The following is a 20,392-nucleotide window of genomic DNA, read 5'->3' as shown; positions in this document are numbered from 1 at the left end:
TGTGCCGCTCGCAGGGGCTTTTCACCGGGGCTTTGGCGCCGGGCGCCCTCCAACGGCCGGCCTGTTGGCGATTCTCCGAAAAGCCACAAAAAGCCAAATTGAATGTGGTTTTAAGAGATAAAAGTTTGACACTTGTTGGGGTCGCATGTTTGCTTTCCCCTGCGCCGCCGGCATGGGGCTGGGGCGCGCCCTCCCCATTCCGCGTATCCAGAGGCCAGAGGCATGTCCGGATCGTTCGACCGCACCAGCCGCATCGTCATCATCGGAGGTGGCGCCATCGGCTGCTCGCTCGCCTATCATCTCGCCCGCCGCGGCGAGAAGGACGTGCTGCTGCTGGAGAAATCCCTGCTCACCAACGGCTGCACCTGGCATGCCGCCGGCCTCGTGGGCCAGCTGCGCGGCCGCAGGAACCTGACGCGGCTGATGCAGAATTCCGTGGCGGTGTTCGACCGCCTCGCCGCCGAGAGCGAGCAGGCCATCGACTGGAAGAAGGTGGGCTCCCTGCGCCTCGCCTCCTCGCCCGACCGCTGGAGCGAGATCCGCCGCTCCATGACGCTTGCGAAGAGCTTCGGCTTCGAGTGCCACTCCCTCTCCACCTCGGAGGCGAAGGACCTTTTCCCCTTCATCGATCCCGAGGGGGTGGTGGGCGCCGCCTTCATCCCGTCCGACGGCTATATCGACCCCTATGCGCTCACCCAGGCCTTCGCCTTCGAGGCCCGCAAGGGCGGGGTGACGATCCAGGAGAACACCCTCGTCACCCGCATCCTGAAGGAGAGGCGCCGGGTGGTCGGGGTGGAGACCGACAAGGGCACCATCGGCTGCGAGATCCTGGTCAATTGCGCCGGGCTGTGGGCGAAGCGCATCGGCGAGATGGCCGGCGTGTCCCTCGCCGCCGGCGTGGTGGAGCACCAGTATTTCCTCACCGAGAAGAAGCTGGACCTGCCCAAGACCCTGCCCACCCTGCGCGACCCGGACAAGAATTTCTATCTGAAGCCGGATGTGGCCGCCTTCGCCATCGGCGGCTGGGAGGACGGCACCAAGGGGTGCTGGCGTTCCCGCCCGCCGTTCGAGTTCGGCCGCGAGCTGTTCCCGGAGAACATGGACCGGCTGGAGCTGTTCGCCCTGCCTTGCGCCGAGCGCCTGCCCATCCTCAACGAGGTGGGCATCCAGACCGTCATCAACGGTCCCATCCCCGCCTCGGCGGACGGCGAGCCCATCATGGGCCTCGCCCCGGAGCTGGACAATTTCTTCGTCGCCTGCGGCTTCACCGCCGGCATCGCCGCCTCGGGCGGGGCGGGCGAGGCCATGGCCAACTGGATTATCGACGGCGACCCGGGCATGGACCTGTGGGCCTTCGACGTGCGCCGCTTCGGCAAGCCCCACGCGGTGGGCCGCTTCCTGGAGGAGCGGGCCATCGAGGCCTATGGCAATTACTACAAGGTCCATTGGCCGGCGGAGGAGAACAAGGCCGGCCGCGGCCTGCGCCGGTCGCCCCTGCACGAGCAGCTGAAGGCGGCCGGCGCGCTGTTCGGCGCCCGCTTCGGCTGGGAGCGGCCCCTCTGGTTTCCCGGACCTGAGGACATTCAGCCGGAGGTCTCAAGCTTCGAGGGCAAGCCGAGCTGGTTCGACGGGGTGGGAAAAGAGCACAGGGCCATCAGGGAAGGGGTGGTTCTGATCGACCAGACCTCCTTCTCGAAATTCCTCATCGAAGGTGCCGGAGCCACTGAACTTCTGGAAGGCATGTCGAGCGCCCGCATCGCCGGCGAGCCGGGTCGCTGCATCTACACCAACCTGTTGAATTCAAAGGGTGGAATCGAGGCGGAAGTGACCTTGCTGCACATCGGCGAGGACCGCTTCGTCATGAATTCCGGCTCCGCCTTCGGGGTGCGCGATGCCAATTGGGTCACCCGCCAGATCCCGGCTGGAAGCCCGGTGCGCCTCACCGAGGTGACCTCCGCTTATGCCGTGATCAACATCTGCGGCCCGCTCTCCCGCGCCGTGCTCCAGCAGGTCTCGGATGACGATTTCTCCAATGAGTCCTTCCCCTTCCTGGCGGTGCGCGAGGTCGAGGTCGGCGATGTGCCGGTGCGGGCGGTGCGGGTCGGCTTCGTGGGCGAGCTGGGCTTCGAGCTGCACGTTCCCACCGAATATGCCGCCGGCCTCTACGAGACGCTGAAGAGGGCCGGCGCCGCCTTCGGCATCCGCGACGTGGGCTACCGCGCCATCGAGACCTGCCGGCTGGAGAAGGGATATCTCTACTGGTCCGCCGAGATCGGGCCGGACCAGGATCCGCTTTCCGCGGGGCTCGGCTTCGCCGTGGACTTCTCCAAGGATTTCAAGGGCCGCGACGCGCTGCTGAAGCTGCGCGAGGGCGGGCCGAGCCACACCCTGGAGCTGTTCACGCTGGAGGGGTTTGTCCCCCTCCTCGGCGGCGAGACTATCCTGAAGGACGGAAAGGTGGTGGGGCAGACGGCGAGCTGCGGCTTCGGCCATACGGTGGGCAAGATGATCGCTTTCGGCTGGCTGCCGGTGGAGGCGGCGAAGGCGGACAGCTTCGAGATCGAGGCCTTCGGCACCGCTTATTCCGCCAGCCGCGTCCCGCGCACGCTCTACGACCCGGACAACAGCCGCCTTCTCGCCTGAGGCGGCCCCAGTTCCAAGGCACAAGGCGCCGCGAAGCGCGCCGCACTTCCGAGAGACGAGCATGAGCGAGCAGGACACGGCCGGCGGTGTCGTCGGGGATGAAGAGGCCGAAGCGCGCGCCGCCCTTGCGCGCCTCGGCTTCTACGATGCGGCGGAGGCGGGGCTTCGGATCGCGCGGCTCGGCGGGCTCACCAACCGGGTCTATGCGGTGGCGGGGCCGAAGGGCAGGCATGTGCTGCGCATTCCCGGCCACGGCACCGCGGAATATATCGACCGCCGCGTGGAACTGGTGGCGGCGCGCGCCGCAGCCCGTGCCGGCGTGAGCCCGCGGGTGGTGGCGGCGAGCGAGGACGGGCTCATGCTCACCGAGGCCGTCGCGGACTGCCGCACCATGTCCGGCCCGAGCTTCGCCAAGGTGCCCGGCGCGGTGGCGCGGGCCGCGCGGGCGTTGCGGACGCTGCACGACAGCGGTGAGACATTCGCCTTCACCTTCGACCTTTTTTCCATGCTGGATCAGTATCTTGCCATCCTGAAGGCGAAGCGGGCGCAGGTGCCGGACGGCTATTACGAGGTGCTTGCCTCCGCCGGGGAGGTGCGTTCGGCCCTGGCCGCCCACCCCTTGCCCAGCTGCCCCTGCCATTGCGATCCCCTGGCCGAGAACTTCCTCGACACAGGCGAGCGCATGTGGATCGTCGACTGGGAATATTCCGGCATGAACGATCCCGCCTGGGACCTCGGCGACGTGGTGGTGGAGGCGGAGCTGGACCCGGCCGGCGAGCGCCTGCTGGTGGAGGCTTATTTCGATGGCTTGCCAACGCCTTACGAGGCGGGGCGAGTGGTCATCTACAAGGCCATGTGCGACCTGCTGTGGACCCTGTGGGGCCTCATCCAGCACGCCAACGCCAATCCGGTGGACGACTTCTGGGCCTATGCCAACCGCCGCTTCGACCGCTGCCGCGCCCTCATGACGACGGACGTGTTCGCACAAAGCGTGCGGGACGTGGCGGCGGGTCCTTCGGCGCGCGGCTGAGGGGGAAGCCCGGCGATGGAGGCGGATCTCCCCCGTTGCATCGCCCTCCGGCCCTGTGGGACGAGGCGAAAGCCACACAAAGCCAAGTCTGTCGCAACATAAGACCACCGCGAGGCCGGCTGCGCCGACCGGGGCTGGCGGTGGGGAAGGCCTGCGGGAGGCGGCGGATCGCGCGACTTGCCCGGCCACCGGGGGATGGCCGGTCCAGGCATCGCAGGTGCGGGAAGGGGCCGGAGCCTCAGGCGTTGAGGACGCGCAGGGCCTCGGCATGAAGGGCGGCGGAAGCGGCGGCCACCACCTTTCCGTCCGAGGATAGGCCGAGGGGGTACCCGTCCCAGTCGGTCATGACGCCGCCGGCGCCTTCCACAACCGGCACCAGGGCCATGAAGTCGTAAGGCTGGAGCGAGGTCTCCACCACCAGGTCGCAATGGCCCGAGGCGAGCAGGCCGTACTGGTAGCAATCGCCGCCGAACCGGCGCATCGCCCCCTTGCGGCTCAGCGCGTCGTAGCGGGCCCAGTCCTCGGGCCGGAAGAAGTCCGGGGAAGAGGTATAGACCCTTGCATCCGCAAGCCCGGCGCATCCGCTGACGCGCGCGGGCACGCCGTTGAGGAAGGTGTTGCCCCGGGCGCCGGTCCAGCGCTCGGCAAGCGCCGGCATCTCGATCACCCCCACCCGGGGCACACCCTCCTCCGCGAAGGCGACGAGGGCGCCGAACAGGGGCATGCCGGTGATGAAGCTCTTGGTGCCGTCGATGGGATCGAGCACCCACAGGCGCGTGTCCGCCCCCGTCATGCCGGCCTCCTCCCCCAGGATGGCGTGGCCCGGAAAGCGTTGGACGATGGCGTCGCGCATGGCCGCCTCGATGGCCTTGTCGGCGATGGTCACCGGGCTCTCGTCGGCCTTGCGCTCATAGGCCGTCGTCTGTCGGAAATGCGCCCGCGCGAGGTGCCGGGCGATGTCCGCGAGCCGGCCCGCGAAGTCCGCGAGGAGGTCCGTATCGAGGTCGGTCATGTCCGTCCACTCTCCAATGCCAGGGCCCGATGGGCGAAGTGATGCGCGGGAAAACGGCCGGCCCGTGAAGGGTCTCAGGGGCGGCAAATCCACAAAACCTCGATTTCCCACATGAATCAATATTTGATTGTGGGATTATGTTGACTTCATGCTGTGAGGTGTCAAGGATGCTGCGACGGCAGGCGTTGACGACGCAGCGCGGCCGGGCCGGACAGGGCTCCGGTTCCGGCCTGGCGAGGGAGGACGGGCGCATGCGCTGCTCCTTCCTCCGCGCGGCCTGCCGCCGGGACCTATCAGGGGATCTTCATGGCTGAGTTTCCGACCCAAGCGCAGGTCGTCATCGTCGGTGGCGGCATCATCGGCACGTCGACGGCCTACCACCTGGCCAAGCTGGGCTGGAAGGACACGGTGCTGATCGAGCGCCACAAGCTCACCTCCGGCAGCACCTTTCACGCGGCCGGCCTGGTGGGCCAGCTGCGCTCCAACGCCAACATCACCCAGCTGCTCGGCGAGTCCGTGAAGATCTACCAGACGCTGGAGCAGGAGACGGGCCTCGCCACCGGCTGGAAGATGAACGGCGGCCTGCGCCTCGCCTGCACCGAGGAGCGCTGGACCGAGGTGAAGCGCCAGGCCACCACGGCGCGCTCCTTCGGCCTCGACATGCACCTCCTGACCCCCTCGGAGGCGCTGGAGCTGTGGCCGCTCATGGACATCTCCGACGTGGTGGGCGCCGCCTTCCTGCCCACCGACGGGCAGGCCAACCCCTCCGACATCACCGGCTCCCTCGCCAAGGGCGCGCGCATGAACGGCGCCCGCATCATTGAGGACACGGAGGTGCTCGGCTTCCAGGTGGAGAACGGCCGCGTCACGGTGGTGGAGACGAGCCGCGGGCCGATCCGCTGCGAGATCGTGGTGAATTGCGCCGGCCAGTGGGCGCGCGAGGTGGGCGCCATGGTGGGCGTCAACGTGCCCCTCGTCTCGGTGGAGCACCAGTACATGGTGACCGAGCGCATCGAGGGCGTCACCTCCACTTTGCCGACCCTGCGCGATCCCGACCGCCTCACCTATTACAAGGAAGAGGTGGGCGGCCTCGTCATGGGCGGCTACGAGCCCAACCCCATCGCCTGGGCGGCGGACGGCTTCCCCAAGAACTTCAATTTCCAGCTGCTGCAATCGAACTTCGACCATTTCGAGCAGCTCATGGAGCTGGCCCTGGGGCGCGTGCCGGCGCTCCAGACGGCAGGTGTCAAGCAGCTCATCAACGGGCCGGAAAGCTTCACGCCGGACGGCAACTTCATCCTCGGCCAGGCGCCCGAGCTCACGGGCTTCTACGTGGGCGCGGGCTTCAACGCCTTCGGCATCGCCTCCGGCGGCGGCGCAGGCAAGGTGCTGGCGGAGTGGATCGCCGGCGGCGAGCCGCCCTACGACCTCTCCCCGGTGGATATTCTGCGCTTCGGCCGCAACCACCAGGACGTGAACTGGGTGCGCGCCCGCACCCTCGAGGCCTATGCCAAGCACTACACCGTCGCCTGGCCCCATGAGGAGCACAAGAGCGGCCGGCCGTTGCGCCGCTCGCCGCTCTACGACCGGCTGAAGGCGCAGGGCGCGGTGTTCGGCGAGAAGCTCGGCTGGGAGCGGCCCAACTGGTTCGCGGCCGCGGGCGAGGAGGCGAGGGACCACTACACCTTCGGCCGCCCCAACTGGACCGACGCGGTGGCCCGCGAGCACAAGGCGACGCGCGAGGGCGTCACGGTCTTCGACCAGACCTCGTTCGCCAAGTTCCTGCTGGTGGGCAAGGATGCGGAGGAGGCGCTCTCTTATGTGAGCGCCGGCGACATGACGCGCCCGGTGGGCACGCTCACCTACGCCCCCATGCTCAACGCCCGGGGCGGCATCGAATGCGACCTCACCGTGGGGCGCCTGTCGGAGACCTCCTATTACATCGTCGCCGGCACGGGCGCCGCCACGAAGGACTTCGACTGGCTGAAGCGACACCTGCCGGAGGGGCTCGACGCCCACCTCATGGACGTGTCCTCCATGTATTCGGTGCTCTCGCTGATGGGGCCGAACGCGCGCCGGGTGCTGGAGAAGCTGACCCGCGACGATGTTTCCAACAGCGCCTTTCCCTTCGCCACCCTGCGCAACATCACCGTGGCGGGCGCCCCGGTGATGGCGCTGCGCCTCACCTTCGTCGGCGAGCTCGGCTTCGAGCTGCATGTGCCCGTGGAGTTCGCCGCCACGGTCTATGACGCGCTCATGGAGGCGGGCGCCGGGCATGGCATCCGCAACGCCGGCTACCGGGCCATCGAGACGTTGCGGCTGGAGAAGGGCTACTGGGCCTCGGGCGCCGACATCGGGCCGGACCATACCCCCTTCGAGAGCGGCCTCGGCTGGGCGATCAAGCTCGACAAGAACATTTCCTTCATCGGCCGGGACGCCCTGGAAAGGAAGCAGGCCGAGCCGCTGAAGAAGCGCCTCGCCTGCTTCACCGTGGACGATCCGGAAGTGGTTCTGCTCGGCCGCGAGACCATCTATCGCAACGGCGAGCGCGTGGGCTGGTTGTCCTCCGGCGGGTTCGGCCACACGGTCGGCAGGCCCATCGGCTTCGGCTATGTGCGCCAGCCGCAGGCGGGGCTGGACGAGGCGTTCGTGCTGGCCGGCACCTACGAGCTGGATGTGGCGACCGTCCGCGTTCCGGCGCAGGTGCATCTCACCCCGCTCATCGATCCGCAGATGGCGAAGATCCTCGCCTGAGTGCTGCGGGAGTTGAAAGGCCGTTCATCGCTCAAGGGAGGAAATCGGCGGGGGCGTGCACCGAAAATAGTCACGGGAAGCCACAAATTAGCGCAGGCGAGTGCCCAAAAAACAAAATATGCTCCAGAAAATTCCTGAGACTATGTGTTATTTTCTATAGGGTAAACAGTCGAAGCGCATCAGATCATAACTTCCAAAGGGGATTTCCATGCTTCGCACGCTGTCTCGCATCGCCCTTGCGGGCGCCCTTTCCCTCGCGGTCGGCACGGCCAGCGCCGCCCCCGAGTCCAAGGATCCCATCAAGATCACCCTCAACGACTGGACCGGCGAGCTCCTGAGCGCCCATATCATGGGCGAGATCCTCAAGAAGGCCGGCTACAACGTGGATTACGTGCCGGCCGATTACCTCGCCCAGTTCAGCGGCATGGCCACCGGCGACCTGACCGTCGCCCCGGAGGTGTGGGCCACGACCGCCCAGGAGGCGCTGGATGCCGCCGTGAAGACGGGCGGGGTGCAGAACCTCGGGTCATCCGGCATGGAGGCGCGCGAGGACTGGTGGTTCCCCGAATACATGAAGGAAAAGTGCCCCGGCCTGCCGGACTGGAAGGCGCTGAAGGCCTGCGCCAAGGTCTTTGCCACCGCCGACACCGCGCCCAAGGGGCGCTATCTCGGCGGCCCCTCCACCTGGGGCGGCTATGACGAGGAGCGGGTCGAGGCTCTTGGCCTGCCGTTCGAGGTGGTGCACGCCGGCACCGACGCCGCCATGTTCGCCGAGCTGAAGAGCGCCTATGAGCGCAAGGCGCCGATCATCCTGTGGATCTACGTGCCGCACTGGGCGCCCATCAAGTACAAGGGCGAGTTCGTCGAGTTCCCGCCCTATGAGGCAGCCTGCTACGAAGATCCGGCCTGGGGCGTGAACAAGGACGCGAAGTACGATTGCGCCAAGCCCCGCGGTCCCATCTGGAAGGCGGTGTGGTCCGGCATGCAGAAGAAGTGGCCGGGCGCCTACGACATCATCAAGGCCTACACCTTCGACAACAAGACCATGGGTGAGCTCGCCGCCCGCGTCGATATCGACGGCGAGAAGGTCGAGGACGTGGCGGCCGACTGGGTGAAGAAGAACGAAGCCGTCTGGAAGGCCTGGGTCAAGTCGTGAGGGGTCCTGTCACCCGTCATTGCTGACCCATGGAAGGGGTTTCGAGCGAACCGGCTTCCGCTTCGCTTCGCGAAAGCCCTGATGCTCAATGACCTGGAGCTTTCCACCGCTCCCGTGAAATGCTCCAGGTCCTGCGCCCGCCGCGAAGCTCGCTCTTCGCCCCGGCGCGGGACCGGGTTCGTCTTCCCAGAAGGGCTGCCAGCCATGAGCCATCCCGTCCTCGCCTGTCGTGGCGTCGCCAAGCTCTACGGGCCGAAGGCCCGGCGCTTCGTGACCGACGGCCGCCTGACCGCCGACGCCGCGGAGCTTGCCGCCGCTGGCGTCACCGCCGCGGTGCGTGACGTGGACCTTGAGATCGCCCGCGGGCAGACCTTCGTCATCATGGGCCTGTCCGGGTCGGGCAAGTCCACGCTGGTGCGCTGCCTCTCCGGCCTCACGCCGCCCACCGCCGGCGAGGTGCTGTTCGAGGGGCGCGACCTGTTCCGGTTTTCCGAGGGCGAGCTGATCCAGATCCGCCGCCATCAGATGGGCATGGTGTTCCAGCATTTCGCGCTGTTGCCGCACCTGAGCGTGCTTGGCAACGTGGCCTTCCCGCTGGAGGTGCAAGGCCGTCCGCGCGCGGTGCGGGAGGCGAAGGCGCTGGAGATGATCAAGCTCGTCGGCCTCTCTGGCCGCGAGGCCCGCTTTCCCCGCGAATTGTCCGGCGGCCAGCAGCAGCGCGTGGGCATTGCCCGCTCCCTCGCCGCCGACCCCGACGTCTGGTTCCTGGATGAGCCCTTCTCCGCGCTCGACCCGCTGATCCGCCGCGAGATGCAGGACGAGGTGCTGCGCCTGCAAGGCATGCTGAAGAAGACCATCGTCTTCATCACCCACGATTTCGACGAGGCGGTGCGCATCGCCGACCGCATCGCCATCATGAAGGACGGCCGCGTGGAGCAGATCGGCACCGCCGAGGAGCTGGTGATGAGCCCGGCCACGGACTATGTGCGCGCCTTCACCCGCGAGGCGCCCAAGGCAAAGATCCTCACCGCCCGCTCGGTCATGCGCCCGGCCCCCGCCGGGGCGCAGTTCGGCGGCCTCATCGACGCGCGGGCGCGCATCGTCACCTTCGCCCATCAGGTGGGCGCCTCCGATGCGGCGTTCGGCGTGGTGGATAACGGCCGCATCATCGGCGCCATCGACCGCCTCGCCATGATCGACATGCTGGTGGGCCGCGAGCGGGGCGCGTCGGCGGCATGACCATGGCTTCAACGCAGGGAGCGCCCCGGGTCGCCGGCGTCATGGCGGCCGTGGCCCGGACCCTCACAGGGCCCCGCCGCCTGTGGATCGCCGTGACGCTGGCGACAATTGTCCTCGTGTCGCTCACTCCGGAGGCGCTGCCCGCCTGGGCGTGGAAATATCCTGCCGCCTGGCAGGTGCCGGTGGCCCGCTGGATTTCCGATTTCATGAAGTGGCTGATGGGACAGGCCTCCTTCGGCCTGTTCACGGTGCGCGACCTGACGCGCGCCATCGCCTCGCTCCTGGACCTGCCCCTGACGCTCGCGAAGATGCTCTTCTCCACCGGCGTGCTGCAGGGCGAGGGGTCGGCGGCGGTGCAGCTCTTCCCACCCATTCCTTGGTTCTCCATGGTCATAGCGGCCGCCGCACTGTCCTACGCGGTGGGTGGCCCAAGGCTCGCGATCGGCATGGCCGTGGGGCTGCTCTACCTTGCTGCCTTCGGCCAGTGGACGAGCGCCATGTCCACCTTTGCCTCGGTGCTGGTGTCGAGCCTCCTCGGCGCGGGGGGAGGGCTCCTGATCGGGCTCGCGTGCGTGCGCCACAAGGCGCTGGAGCGCCTCGTCTCGCCACTGCTTGATCTGGCGCAGACCATGCCGGTCTTCGCTTATCTCCTGCCCATGCTGATCCTGTTCGGCTTCGGGCCGGTGTCGGCCATGATCGCCACCGTCATCTACGCGGTGCCGCCCATGGTCCGCGTCACCATCGTCGCCATCCGCGCCGTGCCGGAGGAGATCCATGCCCTCGGCCGCATGACCGGATGCACGCGCCACCAGATCACCTGGAAGATGCTGGTGCCTTCCGCCATGCCGGCGCTCATGGTGGGCGTGAACCAGGTGATCATGCTTTCGCTCAACGTGGTGATCATCGCTTCCATGATCGGCGCCGGCGGCCTGGGCTGGGACGTGCTGGCCGCGCTCCGCCGCCTCGACATCGGCGCGGGGCTGGAGGCGGGGCTCGCCATCACCGTGCTGGCCATCCTGCTCGACCGCTTCGCCCAGGCGCTTGCCCACCGGGCCCGGAGCCCGCGCCGGGGGGAGCGGGAGCTGCGCCGGCTGCGGCTCGGGCTCTGGCTCGCCCTGGCGGTGGCCGGCGGCCTCTGGCTGGCTGCGGCGAGCGCCCCCCAGATCGCGCCCTATCCGCAGGCCTGGCGGCTGTCCACCGCCCCGTTCTGGAGTGAGCTCGTCTCCTGGATCAACCTCAATTTCCACGATCCGCTCGAAGCGGTGAAGACCCTCATCCTGCTCAATGTCCTTGCCCCGGTGAAGCGCTTCATGCTGGCGCTGCCCTGGCCGTGGGTGGTGGCGGTGGTGACGCTGGCCGGCTTCCGGCTCGGCGGCTTCCGGCTTGCCCTCACGGTGGGGATCATGTGCGCCTTCATGGCCGCGGTGGGCCTGTGGCAGGCCACCATGATCACCGTCTACCTGTGCGGGGTGGCGGTGGTCATCTCGGTGCTGATCGGCGTTCCGGTGGGCATCGCCTGCGCCGAGCGGCCGAGGCTCAGGGCCGTGGTGGAGGCGGTGATCGACACGCTGCAGACGCTGCCGGCCTTCGTCTACCTCATTCCCATCGTGATGCTGTTCCGCGTGGGGGACTTCACCGCGCTGGTCGCCATCGTCCTCTATGCCATCGCGCCGGCCATCCGCTACACGGCGCACGGCGTGGCGCAGGTGTCGCCGCAGCTGATCGAGGCCGGGGTGATGAGCGGCTGCACGCGGCGGCAGATCCTCACCCGCATCCGCCTGCCGCTGGCGTTGCCGGACATGCTGCTGGGGCTCAACCAGACCATCCTCCTGGCACTGTCCATGCTGGTGATCACGGCGCTCGTCGGCACGCGGGACCTCGGCCAGGTGACCTATGCCGCCTTGTCGAAGGCGGATGTGGGCCTCGGCATCGTGGCGGGCCTGTGCGTGGCCTTCATCGGCATGATCGCCGACCGGCTGATCGGCGCCGCGGCCGAGAAGATCCAGACGCGCAAGGGACTGGCATGACCATCACCGCCGCGGACCGCATCCGCGCACTCGCCTTCTGGAGCGGCCCGGTGGACCCGCAGCCGCTGGGCGGCGGCATCACCAACAGCAACTTTCTGGTGGAGGACGGGCCGCGCCGCTATGTGGTCCGCCTCGGCGACGACATCCCGCTGCACAACGTGATGCGCTTCAACGAGCGCGCGGCGGCGCTGGCGGCGGAGGCGGCCGGCGTGTCGCCGGCGCTGCGCTATTTCGAGCCGGGCCTCATCGTCATCGACTTCATCGAGGGACATACCTTCACTGCCGCCGATGTGCGGGCCGAGATGCCCCGGGTGGTGGAGCTGGTGAAGACGGCCCATCGGGAGGTGACGCGCCATCTGCGTGGGCCGGCCCTCAGCTTCTGGACCTTTCATGTGCTCCGCAACTACCTCTCGGTGCTGGCCACCCGCCGGCACCGGCTGACGGCCGAGCTGCCGCGCCTCGCGCGCGTCGCGGAGCGCCTGGAGAGCCGGCTCGGTCCTTCGCAGACCGTGTTCGGCCACAACGACCTCTTGCCCGGAAACTTCATCGACGACGGCAAGCGCCTCTGGCTGATCGACTGGGACTACGGGGGCTTCAACACGCCCCTGTTCGACCTCGGCAACCTCGCCTCCAACAACGAGTTCGACCGTGGCGAGCGCGAAGCCATGCTGGCCTTCTATTTCGACCGCCAGCCGGACGATGCCCTGCGTGTGCGGCTCCAGGCGATGATCGTCGCCTCGCTGCTGCGCGAGAGCTTGTGGAGCATGGTGTCCGAGCTCGATTCCACCATCGCCTTTGACTATCGCGCCTACACCGCCGCCAACCTCTTCCGCTTCGAGCGCGCGCTCGCGGAGTTCGAGGCGATGGCGCTCTGACACGCTGAACGCAACCGGATCAGGCAGGAGACCACCATGGCGCCCTACAGGTGCGATCTCGGCGGCGAGCGCCATGTGTTCGCTGATCTGAAGCAGGTGATGGCGGCGGCCTCGCCGCTGCGCTCGGGCGACCAGTTGGCCGGCCTTGCCGCGGCGAGCGACGCGGAGCGGGTGGCGGCCCGCAGCGTTCTCGCCGATCTGCCGCTGAAGCTGTTCCTCGCCGAGCCCCTCGTGCCCTATGAGGAGGACGAGGTGACCCGCCTCATCCTCGACGGGCACGACGCGGCGGCCTTCGCACCGGTTTCCCATCTCACGGTGGGCGAGTTCCGCGACTGGCTGCTGGGGTACGAGGCGACGCCGGAGGCGCTCGGAGCGCTCGCGGGCGGCCTCACGCCGGAAATGGTGGCTGCGGTCTCCAAGCTCATGCGCGCGCAGGACCTCATCGCGGTGGCGCGCAAGTGCCGGGTGGTGACGGCCTTCCGCACCACTCTCGGCCTGCCGGGGCGGATCGGCTCGCGCCTGCAGCCGAACCACCCCACCGATGACCTGAGGGGCATCGCCGTCTCGGTGCTGGACGGGCTGCTCTACGGGGTGGGCGATGCGGTGATCGGCATCAATCCGGCCACCGACAGCGTGCCCAACGCCATCGCCCTCATGGAGATGCTCGACGGCCTGCGCCAGACCTACGACATCCCGGCCCAGACCTGCGTGCTCACCCATGTGACCAATGCCATCGAGATCATGAACCGGGGCGCGCCGGTGGACCTCGTGTTCCAGTCCGTCGCGGGCTCGGAGGCGGCGAACCGCGGCTTCGGCGTGGACCTTGCCATCCTCAAGGAGGCCCGGGAGGCGGCGCTTGGTCTGAAGCGCGGGACGGTGGGCGACAATGTGATGTATTTCGAGACCGGCCAGGGCGCAGCCCTGTCCGCCGAGGCGCACCATGGGGTCGACCAGCAGACCATGGAGGCGCGCGCCTATGCGGTGGCCCGCGCCTTCAAGCCGATGATCGTGAATACGGTGGTGGGTTTCATCGGTCCTGAATATCTCTATGACGGCAAGCAGATCATCCGCGCCGGGCTGGAAGATCATTTCTGCGGCAAGCTGCTCGGCCTGCCCATGGGCTGCGATGTTTGCTACACCAACCATGCCGAAGCCGACCAGGACGACATGGATGGCCTGATGACCCTCCTGGCCACGGCGGGCCTCACCTTCCTTATCGCCGTGCCGGGCGCCGACGACATCATGCTCAACTATCAGAGCCTGTCGTTCCACGACGTGCTCTACGTGCGCTCCACCCTCGGCCTCAAGGCCGCGCCGGAGTTCGAGGCCTGGCTGGAGCGCATGGACATGGTGGCGCCCGACGGCCGCATCCGTTCCCTGGAGCCGCGCGACCCCCGTGTCGCCCGGCTGGTGGATGGCGCGGCGCGGGTCGCATGACCGAGGAGCCAGCCATGGACACGTCCGATATCCGCACCGATCCGCGCAGGGACCTGAGCAAGGACCCCTGGTCCGCCCTGCGTGGCGCCACCGCGGCGCGCATCGGCCTTGGCCGCACGGGCGATGCCATGCCGCTCGATGCGGTGCTGGACTTCCAGCATGCCCACGCCCGCGCGCGGGATGCGGTGCATGCGCCCCTCGATCTCGATGCGCTCGCCGCCGACATCGCCCCGCTCGATACGGTGCGGGTGAGGAGCGAGGCGACCGACCGCTCCATCTATCTGCGCCGGCCCGATCTCGGCCGCCGCCTCGGTATGGAGGGGGCGCAGGCGCTGGCCGCCATGCCGAAGGGGGCGGACCTCGTCTTCGTGGTGGCGGACGGCTTGTCCGCCACGGCGGTGGCCGTGCATGCGGCACCCCTCGTCCATGCGGCGATGGAGCGCCTGGGTGATTTGCGCACGGGCCCTGTGGTGCTCGCGACCCAGGCGCGGGTGGCGCTGGGGGACGACATCGGCGCGCGTCTCGGCGCCGGCATGGTGGCGGTGCTCATCGGCGAGCGGCCGGGCCTCTCGGTGGCGGAAAGCCTCGGCGTCTACCTCACCCATGGCCCGAAGTGTGGGCGGCGGGACAGCGAGCGCAACTGCATCTCCAACATCCACGGCAAGGGCGGCCTGGGATACGCCGCCGCGGCGGACAAGCTGGCCTGGCTCGTGCGCGAGGCCAAGCGGCGCGGCCTGACCGGTGTCGACCTGAAGGACGACATGCCGGCCCTTCCGGCGTCCACGCACCTTCTGGCGTCCACGTGAGGGCGGAAGGCCAACGGGAACGGGGAAGGACCGGCGGGTGCGTGAGCGCCCACGCCGGCCGATCAGGTCCTGAGGCCGGGGGCTTCTTGCCCGGTGCGGGCGACGTATTCCGTATAGCCGCCCGGATACTGGTGGATGCCGTCCGGCGTCAGCTCCAGCACGCGGTTGGAAAGGGCGGCGAGGAAGTGCCGGTCATGGGAGACGAACAGCATCGTCCCCTCGTACTCCGCAAGCGCGGCGATGAGCATTTCCTTGGTGCCGATGTCCAGGTGGTTGGTGGGCTCGTCCAGCACCAGGAAGTTCGGCGGGTCAAAGAGCATGCGGGCCATGGCGAGGCGCGCCTTCTCGCCGCCCGAGAGCACGTGGCAGCGCTTGTCCTGGTCGTCCCCTGAGAAGCCGAAGCAGCCGGCCAGCGAGCGCAGGGAGCCCTGGCTGGCCTGGGGGAAGGCATCCTCCAGGGTCTGGAACACGGTGCGCTCGCCATCCAGCACGTCCATGGCGTGCTGGGCGAAATAGCCCATCTTCACGCTGCCGCCGAGGGCGACCGAGCCCTGGTCCGGCGCGGTGGTGCCGGCAATGAGCTTCAGGAGCGTGGATTTGCCCGCGCCGTTGACGCCCATGACGCACCAGCGGTCCTTGCGGCGGATGGAGAAGTCGAGCCCTTCGTAGATGGTGCGGGCGCCGTAGCTCTTGTGGACGCCCTTCAGCGCCGCCACGTCCTCGCCGGAGCGGGGCGGAGCGGGGAAGTCGAAGGCGATGCTCTCGCGCCGGCGGGGCGGCTCCACCCGGTCGATCTTCTCCAGCTTCTTCACCCGGCTCTGCACCTGCGCGGCGTGGGAGGCGCGGGCCTTGAAGCGCTCGATGAACTGGATCTCCTTGGCCAGCATGGCCTGCTGGCGCTCGTACTGCGCCTGCTGCTGCTTCTCGTTCAGCGCCCGCTGCTGGGCGTAGAATTCGTAGTCGCCCGAAAAGCTGGTGAGCGCGCCGGCGTCGATCTCCACGACCTTGTTGACGATGCGGTTCATGAAGGCGCGGTCGTGGGAGGTCATCATCAGGGCGCCGTCGAAGCCCTTGAGGAAGCTCTCCAGCCAGATGAGGCTCTCGATGTCGAGATGGTTGGACGGCTCGTCGAGCAGCATCACGTCCGGCCGCATGAGGAGGATGCGGGCGAGCGCCACGCGCATCTTCCAGCCGCCGGAGAGCTTGCCCACGTCGCCGTCCATCATCTCCTGGCTGAAGCCGAGGCCGGCCAGTACCTCGGCCGCGCGGCCCTCGAGGGCATAACCGCCCAGCTCCTCGAAGCGGGCCTGCACCTCGCCGTAGCGCTCCACCAGCGCTTCCATCTCGTCGGCCCGGTCGGGATCGCCGAGCGCTGCCTCGATCTCCTTCATCTCGGCGGCGACGACGCTCACCGGGCCGGCCCCGTCCATCACCTCGGCCAGTGCCGGGCGGCCCGCCATCTCGCCCACGTCCTGGTTGAAATAGCCGATGGTGATGCCGCGATCGACGGAGACTTGCCCTTCGTCGGGCGGCTCCTGGCCGGTGATCATGCGGAACAAGGTGGTCTTGCCGGCGCCGTTGGGGCCCACGAGGCCCACCTTCTCGCCCTTCAGGAGAGCGGCGGAGGCTTCGATGAAGACGATCTGCTTGCCGTTCTGCTTGCCGATGTTGTCGAGACGAATCATGGGTGCGGGGCCATCCCAGGGAAAACTTACGCGGGGCAATAGGGCATGTGGCGGCCGCAGGGAAGGGCGGGCGCGGCTCAGCCGGTGATCAGGCCGTCATACACCAGCTTGGCGCCCACCGCGGCGAGGATGGCGTAGATGAGCCCGAAGAAACGCTTTGCCGGCACCCGGCGCACCAGCTGCACGCCCGCCGCCGTCGCCACCACGGCGACCGGCAGAAGCACCGCCGAGGTGCCCAGGTTGGCGCCCGTGATCTGCCCGAGCGCGAGGAAGAAGGGCACCTTCGCCCAGTTCACCACCGCGAAGAAGGCGGCGGAGGTGGCGGCGAACTGCTCGGGCCGCAGGTGCGGTCGGCGCAGCAGGTAGATCATCAGCGGCGGCCCGCCCGCGTTGGCGATCATGCTGGTGAAGCCGGAGACGACGCTCCAGACCGCGGCGGACAGCCGCCCCGCCGGCGCCGGGGACCGCCGGAGCCCCACAGCCAGGAAATGGCGGGAGGCTTCGGCGAGGGAGAGGAGGCCGATGCCCGTGGCGACGGCGCGGTCGGACACGGAAGCCGCAAGCAGGTAGCCGAGCACGATGCCGACCAGGGCGGCGGGCAGGGTGAGGCGCAGCTCCTCGCGGCTCCAGCGCCGCCAATAGGCATAAAGGCTCACCAGGTCCTGCACGATGAGCACGGGCAGGATGATCGCCGCCGCCTGGATCGGCGACATGGCGAGGGCGAGCAGCGGCTGGGCGAGGACGGACAGGCCGGTAAAGCCGCCCTTCGACAACCCCACGAGGATCGTGGCGGGCACCGCGGCCGCATAGAACATCGGATCGACGATCACTCGCGCACTCCCGCGCCGGCCAGGGCATCCGGCATCGCGCGCCATGCCCTGATGGATTTCGCGGCGTTTCGCAAGGCCGCGCCGCAGTATTCGCGCGCTGTCCGTGCGTCGCGGGCCGGTCGCGCCGGCCGATGCCGGAAGGGGAGGGGCTCAGTCCGCGGTATCGAGGGGAGGCGGCAGGGCGCGCACCGGAAGGCGCTTGCCGTCGAAGCGATAGGGCGGGGCAAGGACGAAGCGCGCGGCGCCGTCCGTGCCGGCCTGAACCACCATCCCGGCGGCGCGGGCGCGCTCCGAGGTCAACGCCGCGTGAAGGCCCAACACTTCGCCTGCCGGGATGCCTTCGGCGCGGAGCCTGGCGAGGAGATCGGTGCGGGAATGCTTCAGCAGCTCGGCGCGCAGCTCTGGCAGCAGCGCCTCGCGGTTGCGTGAGCGCTCCAGGTTGGTGGCGAAGCGCGGGTCGTCCGCCAGCTCCGGCCGGGCGATCACGCTTTCGCAGAAGCGCCGGAACTGGGCGTTGTTGCCCACGGTGATCACCACCGGTCCATCGGCCGCCTCGAACACGCCATAGGGCACGATGGAGGGGTGGGCGTTGCCGTAGCGGGGCGGGTCCTTGCCCTGCACCAGCGCCTCCAGCCCGTAATAGGAGGTGATGGCGAGGCCGCAGTCGAACAGGGCCAGCTCCACGTGGCGGCCGCGTCCGGTGCGGGAGCGCTGGTAGAGGGCGGCGAGCACGGCCTGCGCCGCATACTGGCCGGTGAACAGGTCCACCGCAGCGACGCCGAACTTCAGCGGCGGCTGGTCCGCCTCGCCGTTGAGCGCCATGAGGCCCGCCTCGCCCTGCACCAGGAGGTCGTAGCCGGGGCGCTTCGCCTCCGGCCCCTCCGATCCGTAGCCGGTGACGGAGCAATAGATGAGGCCGGGGTTCTCCGCGCTCAGCGCCGCATAACCGAGGCCGAGCCGGTCCGCGCCGCCGGTCTTGAAGTTCTCGATGACCACGTCGCTCTCGCGGGCCATGGCCTTCACGCGGGCGAGACCCTCGGGCGTGGCGAGGTCGATGGCGACCGAGCGCTTGTTGCGGTTCACGCTGTCGAAATAGGAGGTGTTGGTGGGCGTCGTGCGCAGGCCCCAGTCGCGGGTGTCGTCGCCGCGTTGGGGATGCTCCACCTTCACCACCTCCGCTCCGAGGTCGCCGAGCACCTGCGCGCACCACGGCCCGGCGAGGATGCGCGATAGGTCGAGCACCCTGACGCCGGAAAGGGGAAGCGCGTCGGCAACGGGGTCGGTCATCGGGATGAAGCTCCGGTAACTCTGCCTCAGGCGCCCATCACGCCGTCGAGGTGGCGCACCAGCTCGACAAGGCGCGGGCGCACCTCGTCGAGAAGGAACTGGGGGGAGGTGATGACGGTGGGCGCACCGCAGTTGACGACCATGGGCTCGAGCCCTCCACCCGGGCGGAAGCCCGCCGCGATGGCGCTCACCGTCTCCTGCCAGTCGCCGAAGGAGCAGCAGCAGCCGATCGTCGCGTGCTCCTCCAGCGCCTTGTCGATGCCGGCCTTCAGCTTCGGCCAGGCGAGGGGGTCGAACTGCTTCAGCTCCTCGAACAGCGGCGCGCGCTCGGCCTCGGTGAGGGCGGCGATATAAGCGCGGCCCATGGAGCTGCGGGCCATGGACAGGCGCGAGCCCACGTCGATGTTGAGGGCGATGGCGGCGGGGCCCCTCAGGCATTCCACATAGCGCATGCTCAGCCGGTCGCGCACGCCGAGGCCGACGGAAGCGTCCGAGAAGGTGGCGAGCTCGCGCATGGCGGGGCGGGCGATCTGGCGAATGGAAAGGCCGCCCAGCGCGATGGAGGACAGCGCCAGCAGCTGCGTGCCGAGGCGGTATTTGCCGACCTCCTCCACGAAATGCAGGTAGCCGAGCTTGGTCAGCGTGTAGGTGAGGCGCGAGACGGTGGAGCGCGGCAGCCTGCAGCGCTCGGCGATCTCGTGGTTGGCAAGGAAGGTCTCGCCCCGCTTGAATGCCGCGAGCACGTCGAGCCCGCGCGCGAGCGCCGTCACGAAATGCCGGTCATCCTTGGCGGCATCGAGCTCGGGCGTCTCTGCGTTCGGTTCGGTCATGATGTCGCTCGGGTCCCGGTCTCAGCGCTTGAAGAAGGCGGCGAAGGCGGCCTGCGCCTCCGGCCCCTTCCGCAGGGCGTGGAACGATTCTGCCTCCAGCGCCAGTGTAGCGGCGACCGTCTCCCGGGTCGCGGCCTTCAGCAGGCGCTTGGTGGCGGCGAGGGAAACCGACGGCAGGGCTGCCAGGGCCGCGGCCTTGGAAAGCGCCGTCTCCAGCGCTGTGCCCGCGGCGACGACGGCATTGACGATTCCGGCCTCGGCCGCCACCTCGGGGGAGAACATCTCGCCGAGGAGCAGCAGCTCGGCGGCTTTCTTGGTGCCGGCGACCCGCGGCAGGAGATAGCTTGACGCTCCCTCGGGGCACAGGCCGAGGTTCACGAACGGCAGGCGGAAGCGCGCGCCCGCCCCCGCATAGGCGAGGTCGCAGTGGAGCAGCATGGTGGTGCCGATGCCCACCGCGAAGCCTTCCACCGCTGCGATGACGGGCTTCGGGAAGCCGGACAGGACGCCGAGATAGGTCAGGCCAGCGCTGGGCCCGGTGTCGCTCGTCTCCTGGAAGTCGGCGAGGTCGTTCCCGGCGGTGAAGCAGCCGGCTGCCCCGGTCAGCACCAGGGCTCGGATGTTCTCGTCCGCCGCGGCGGCGGTCAGGGCATCGCCGAGGGCGCGATAGGTGGCACGGTCGAGCGCGTTGCGCCGGTCGGGACGCGAGAGGGTCAGGACGCGCACGCCCGGCTGCGGGTCTTCGATGATCACGGTCTCGGTCATGGCGGCCTCCTTGGGA

Annotated in this window: 15 protein-coding genes; 9 read left to right on the top strand and 6 right to left on the bottom strand. The window is 68.8% G+C overall.

The genetic code is table 11. The features are described from left to right. Window positions 1–222: 222 nt before the first annotated feature. Entirely contained in the window at window positions 223–2,643 is a 2,421-nt protein-coding gene (locus V5F59_RS20215) for a GcvT family protein (RefSeq protein WP_393977018.1), read from the top strand. Between the two features lie 61 nt (window positions 2,644–2,704). Continuing rightward, a complete protein-coding gene (locus V5F59_RS20210; RefSeq protein WP_393977016.1) occupies window positions 2,705–3,673 on the top strand; it encodes a phosphotransferase family protein in 969 nt (322 codons plus the stop codon). A gap of 238 nt (window positions 3,674–3,911) precedes the next feature. Here the strand turns inward: V5F59_RS20210 and hisN are convergent, their stop codons facing one another. Next, window positions 3,912–4,685, bottom strand: a complete 774-nt coding sequence (gene hisN, locus V5F59_RS20205; protein ID WP_393977014.1) for a histidinol-phosphatase — start codon at window positions 4,683–4,685, stop codon at window positions 3,912–3,914. 306 nt (window positions 4,686–4,991) lie between these two features. Here hisN and V5F59_RS20200 point away from each other — a divergent pair, with 306 nt between their 5' ends. From V5F59_RS20200 to eutC, 7 genes are all read left to right on the top strand, one after another. Then, entirely contained in the window at window positions 4,992–7,439 is a 2,448-nt protein-coding gene (locus V5F59_RS20200) for a GcvT family protein (RefSeq protein WP_393977012.1), read from the top strand. Window positions 7,440–7,647: 208 nt separating this feature from the next. Further along, a complete protein-coding gene (locus V5F59_RS20195; protein WP_393977010.1) occupies window positions 7,648–8,595 on the top strand; it encodes an ABC transporter substrate-binding protein in 948 nt (315 codons plus the stop codon). A 204-nt stretch (window positions 8,596–8,799) separates the two neighbouring features. Next, entirely contained in the window at window positions 8,800–9,834 is a 1,035-nt protein-coding gene (locus V5F59_RS20190; protein ID WP_393977008.1) for a quaternary amine ABC transporter ATP-binding protein, read from the top strand. 41 nt (window positions 9,835–9,875) lie between these two features. Next, window positions 9,876–11,861 carry an ABC transporter permease gene (locus tag V5F59_RS20185; protein ID WP_393977094.1) on the top strand — a complete coding sequence of 662 codons (1,986 nt, stop codon included), beginning with the start codon at window positions 9,876–9,878 and terminating at the stop codon, window positions 11,859–11,861. After that, a complete protein-coding gene (locus tag V5F59_RS20180; RefSeq protein WP_393977006.1) occupies window positions 11,858–12,736 on the top strand; it encodes a phosphotransferase in 879 nt (292 codons plus the stop codon). Before V5F59_RS20185 ends, V5F59_RS20180 begins: the two co-directional genes overlap by 4 nt. Before the next feature lie 36 nt (window positions 12,737–12,772). Further along, on the top strand, window positions 12,773–14,173 hold the full coding sequence (locus tag V5F59_RS20175; RefSeq protein WP_393977004.1) for an ethanolamine ammonia-lyase subunit EutB: 1,401 nt from the start codon (window positions 12,773–12,775) through the stop codon (window positions 14,171–14,173). 14 nt (window positions 14,174–14,187) lie between these two features. Then, window positions 14,188–14,979 (top strand): ethanolamine ammonia-lyase subunit EutC, encoded by a 792-nt coding sequence (gene eutC / locus V5F59_RS20170; RefSeq protein WP_393977002.1) that lies wholly within the window; start codon window positions 14,188–14,190, stop codon window positions 14,977–14,979. 62 nt (window positions 14,980–15,041) lie between these two features. On the opposite strand, the gene V5F59_RS20165 is transcribed toward eutC, so the two are convergent. From V5F59_RS20165 to V5F59_RS20145, 5 genes are all read right to left on the bottom strand, one after another. Next, window positions 15,042–16,664 carry an ABC-F family ATP-binding cassette domain-containing protein gene (locus V5F59_RS20165; RefSeq protein WP_393977000.1) on the bottom strand — a complete coding sequence of 541 codons (1,623 nt, stop codon included), beginning with the start codon at window positions 16,662–16,664 and terminating at the stop codon, window positions 15,042–15,044. A gap of 77 nt (window positions 16,665–16,741) precedes the next feature. Beyond that, complete coding sequence (locus V5F59_RS20160) at window positions 16,742–17,494, bottom strand: sulfite exporter TauE/SafE family protein (protein WP_393976998.1); 753 nt, start codon at window positions 17,492–17,494, stop codon at window positions 16,742–16,744. 150 nt (window positions 17,495–17,644) lie between these two features. Beyond that, complete coding sequence (locus V5F59_RS20155; protein ID WP_393976996.1) at window positions 17,645–18,781, bottom strand: CaiB/BaiF CoA transferase family protein; 1,137 nt, start codon at window positions 18,779–18,781, stop codon at window positions 17,645–17,647. A 26-nt stretch (window positions 18,782–18,807) separates the two neighbouring features. Next, window positions 18,808–19,611, bottom strand: coding sequence for an IclR family transcriptional regulator (locus V5F59_RS20150; RefSeq protein ID WP_393976994.1), 804 nt, complete (start codon window positions 19,609–19,611; stop codon window positions 18,808–18,810). Window positions 19,612–19,632: 21 nt separating this feature from the next. After that, complete coding sequence (locus tag V5F59_RS20145) at window positions 19,633–20,376, bottom strand: enoyl-CoA hydratase-related protein (protein WP_393976992.1); 744 nt, start codon at window positions 20,374–20,376, stop codon at window positions 19,633–19,635. Window positions 20,377–20,392: the final 16 nt, after the last annotated feature.

Source organism: Xanthobacter nonsaccharivorans (assembly GCF_043194755.2).
In the GTDB taxonomy this organism is placed as follows: Bacteria; Pseudomonadota; Alphaproteobacteria; order Rhizobiales; family Xanthobacteraceae; genus Xanthobacter; species Xanthobacter autotrophicus_G.
This window is presented reverse-complemented; position numbering and strand designations above follow the sequence as displayed.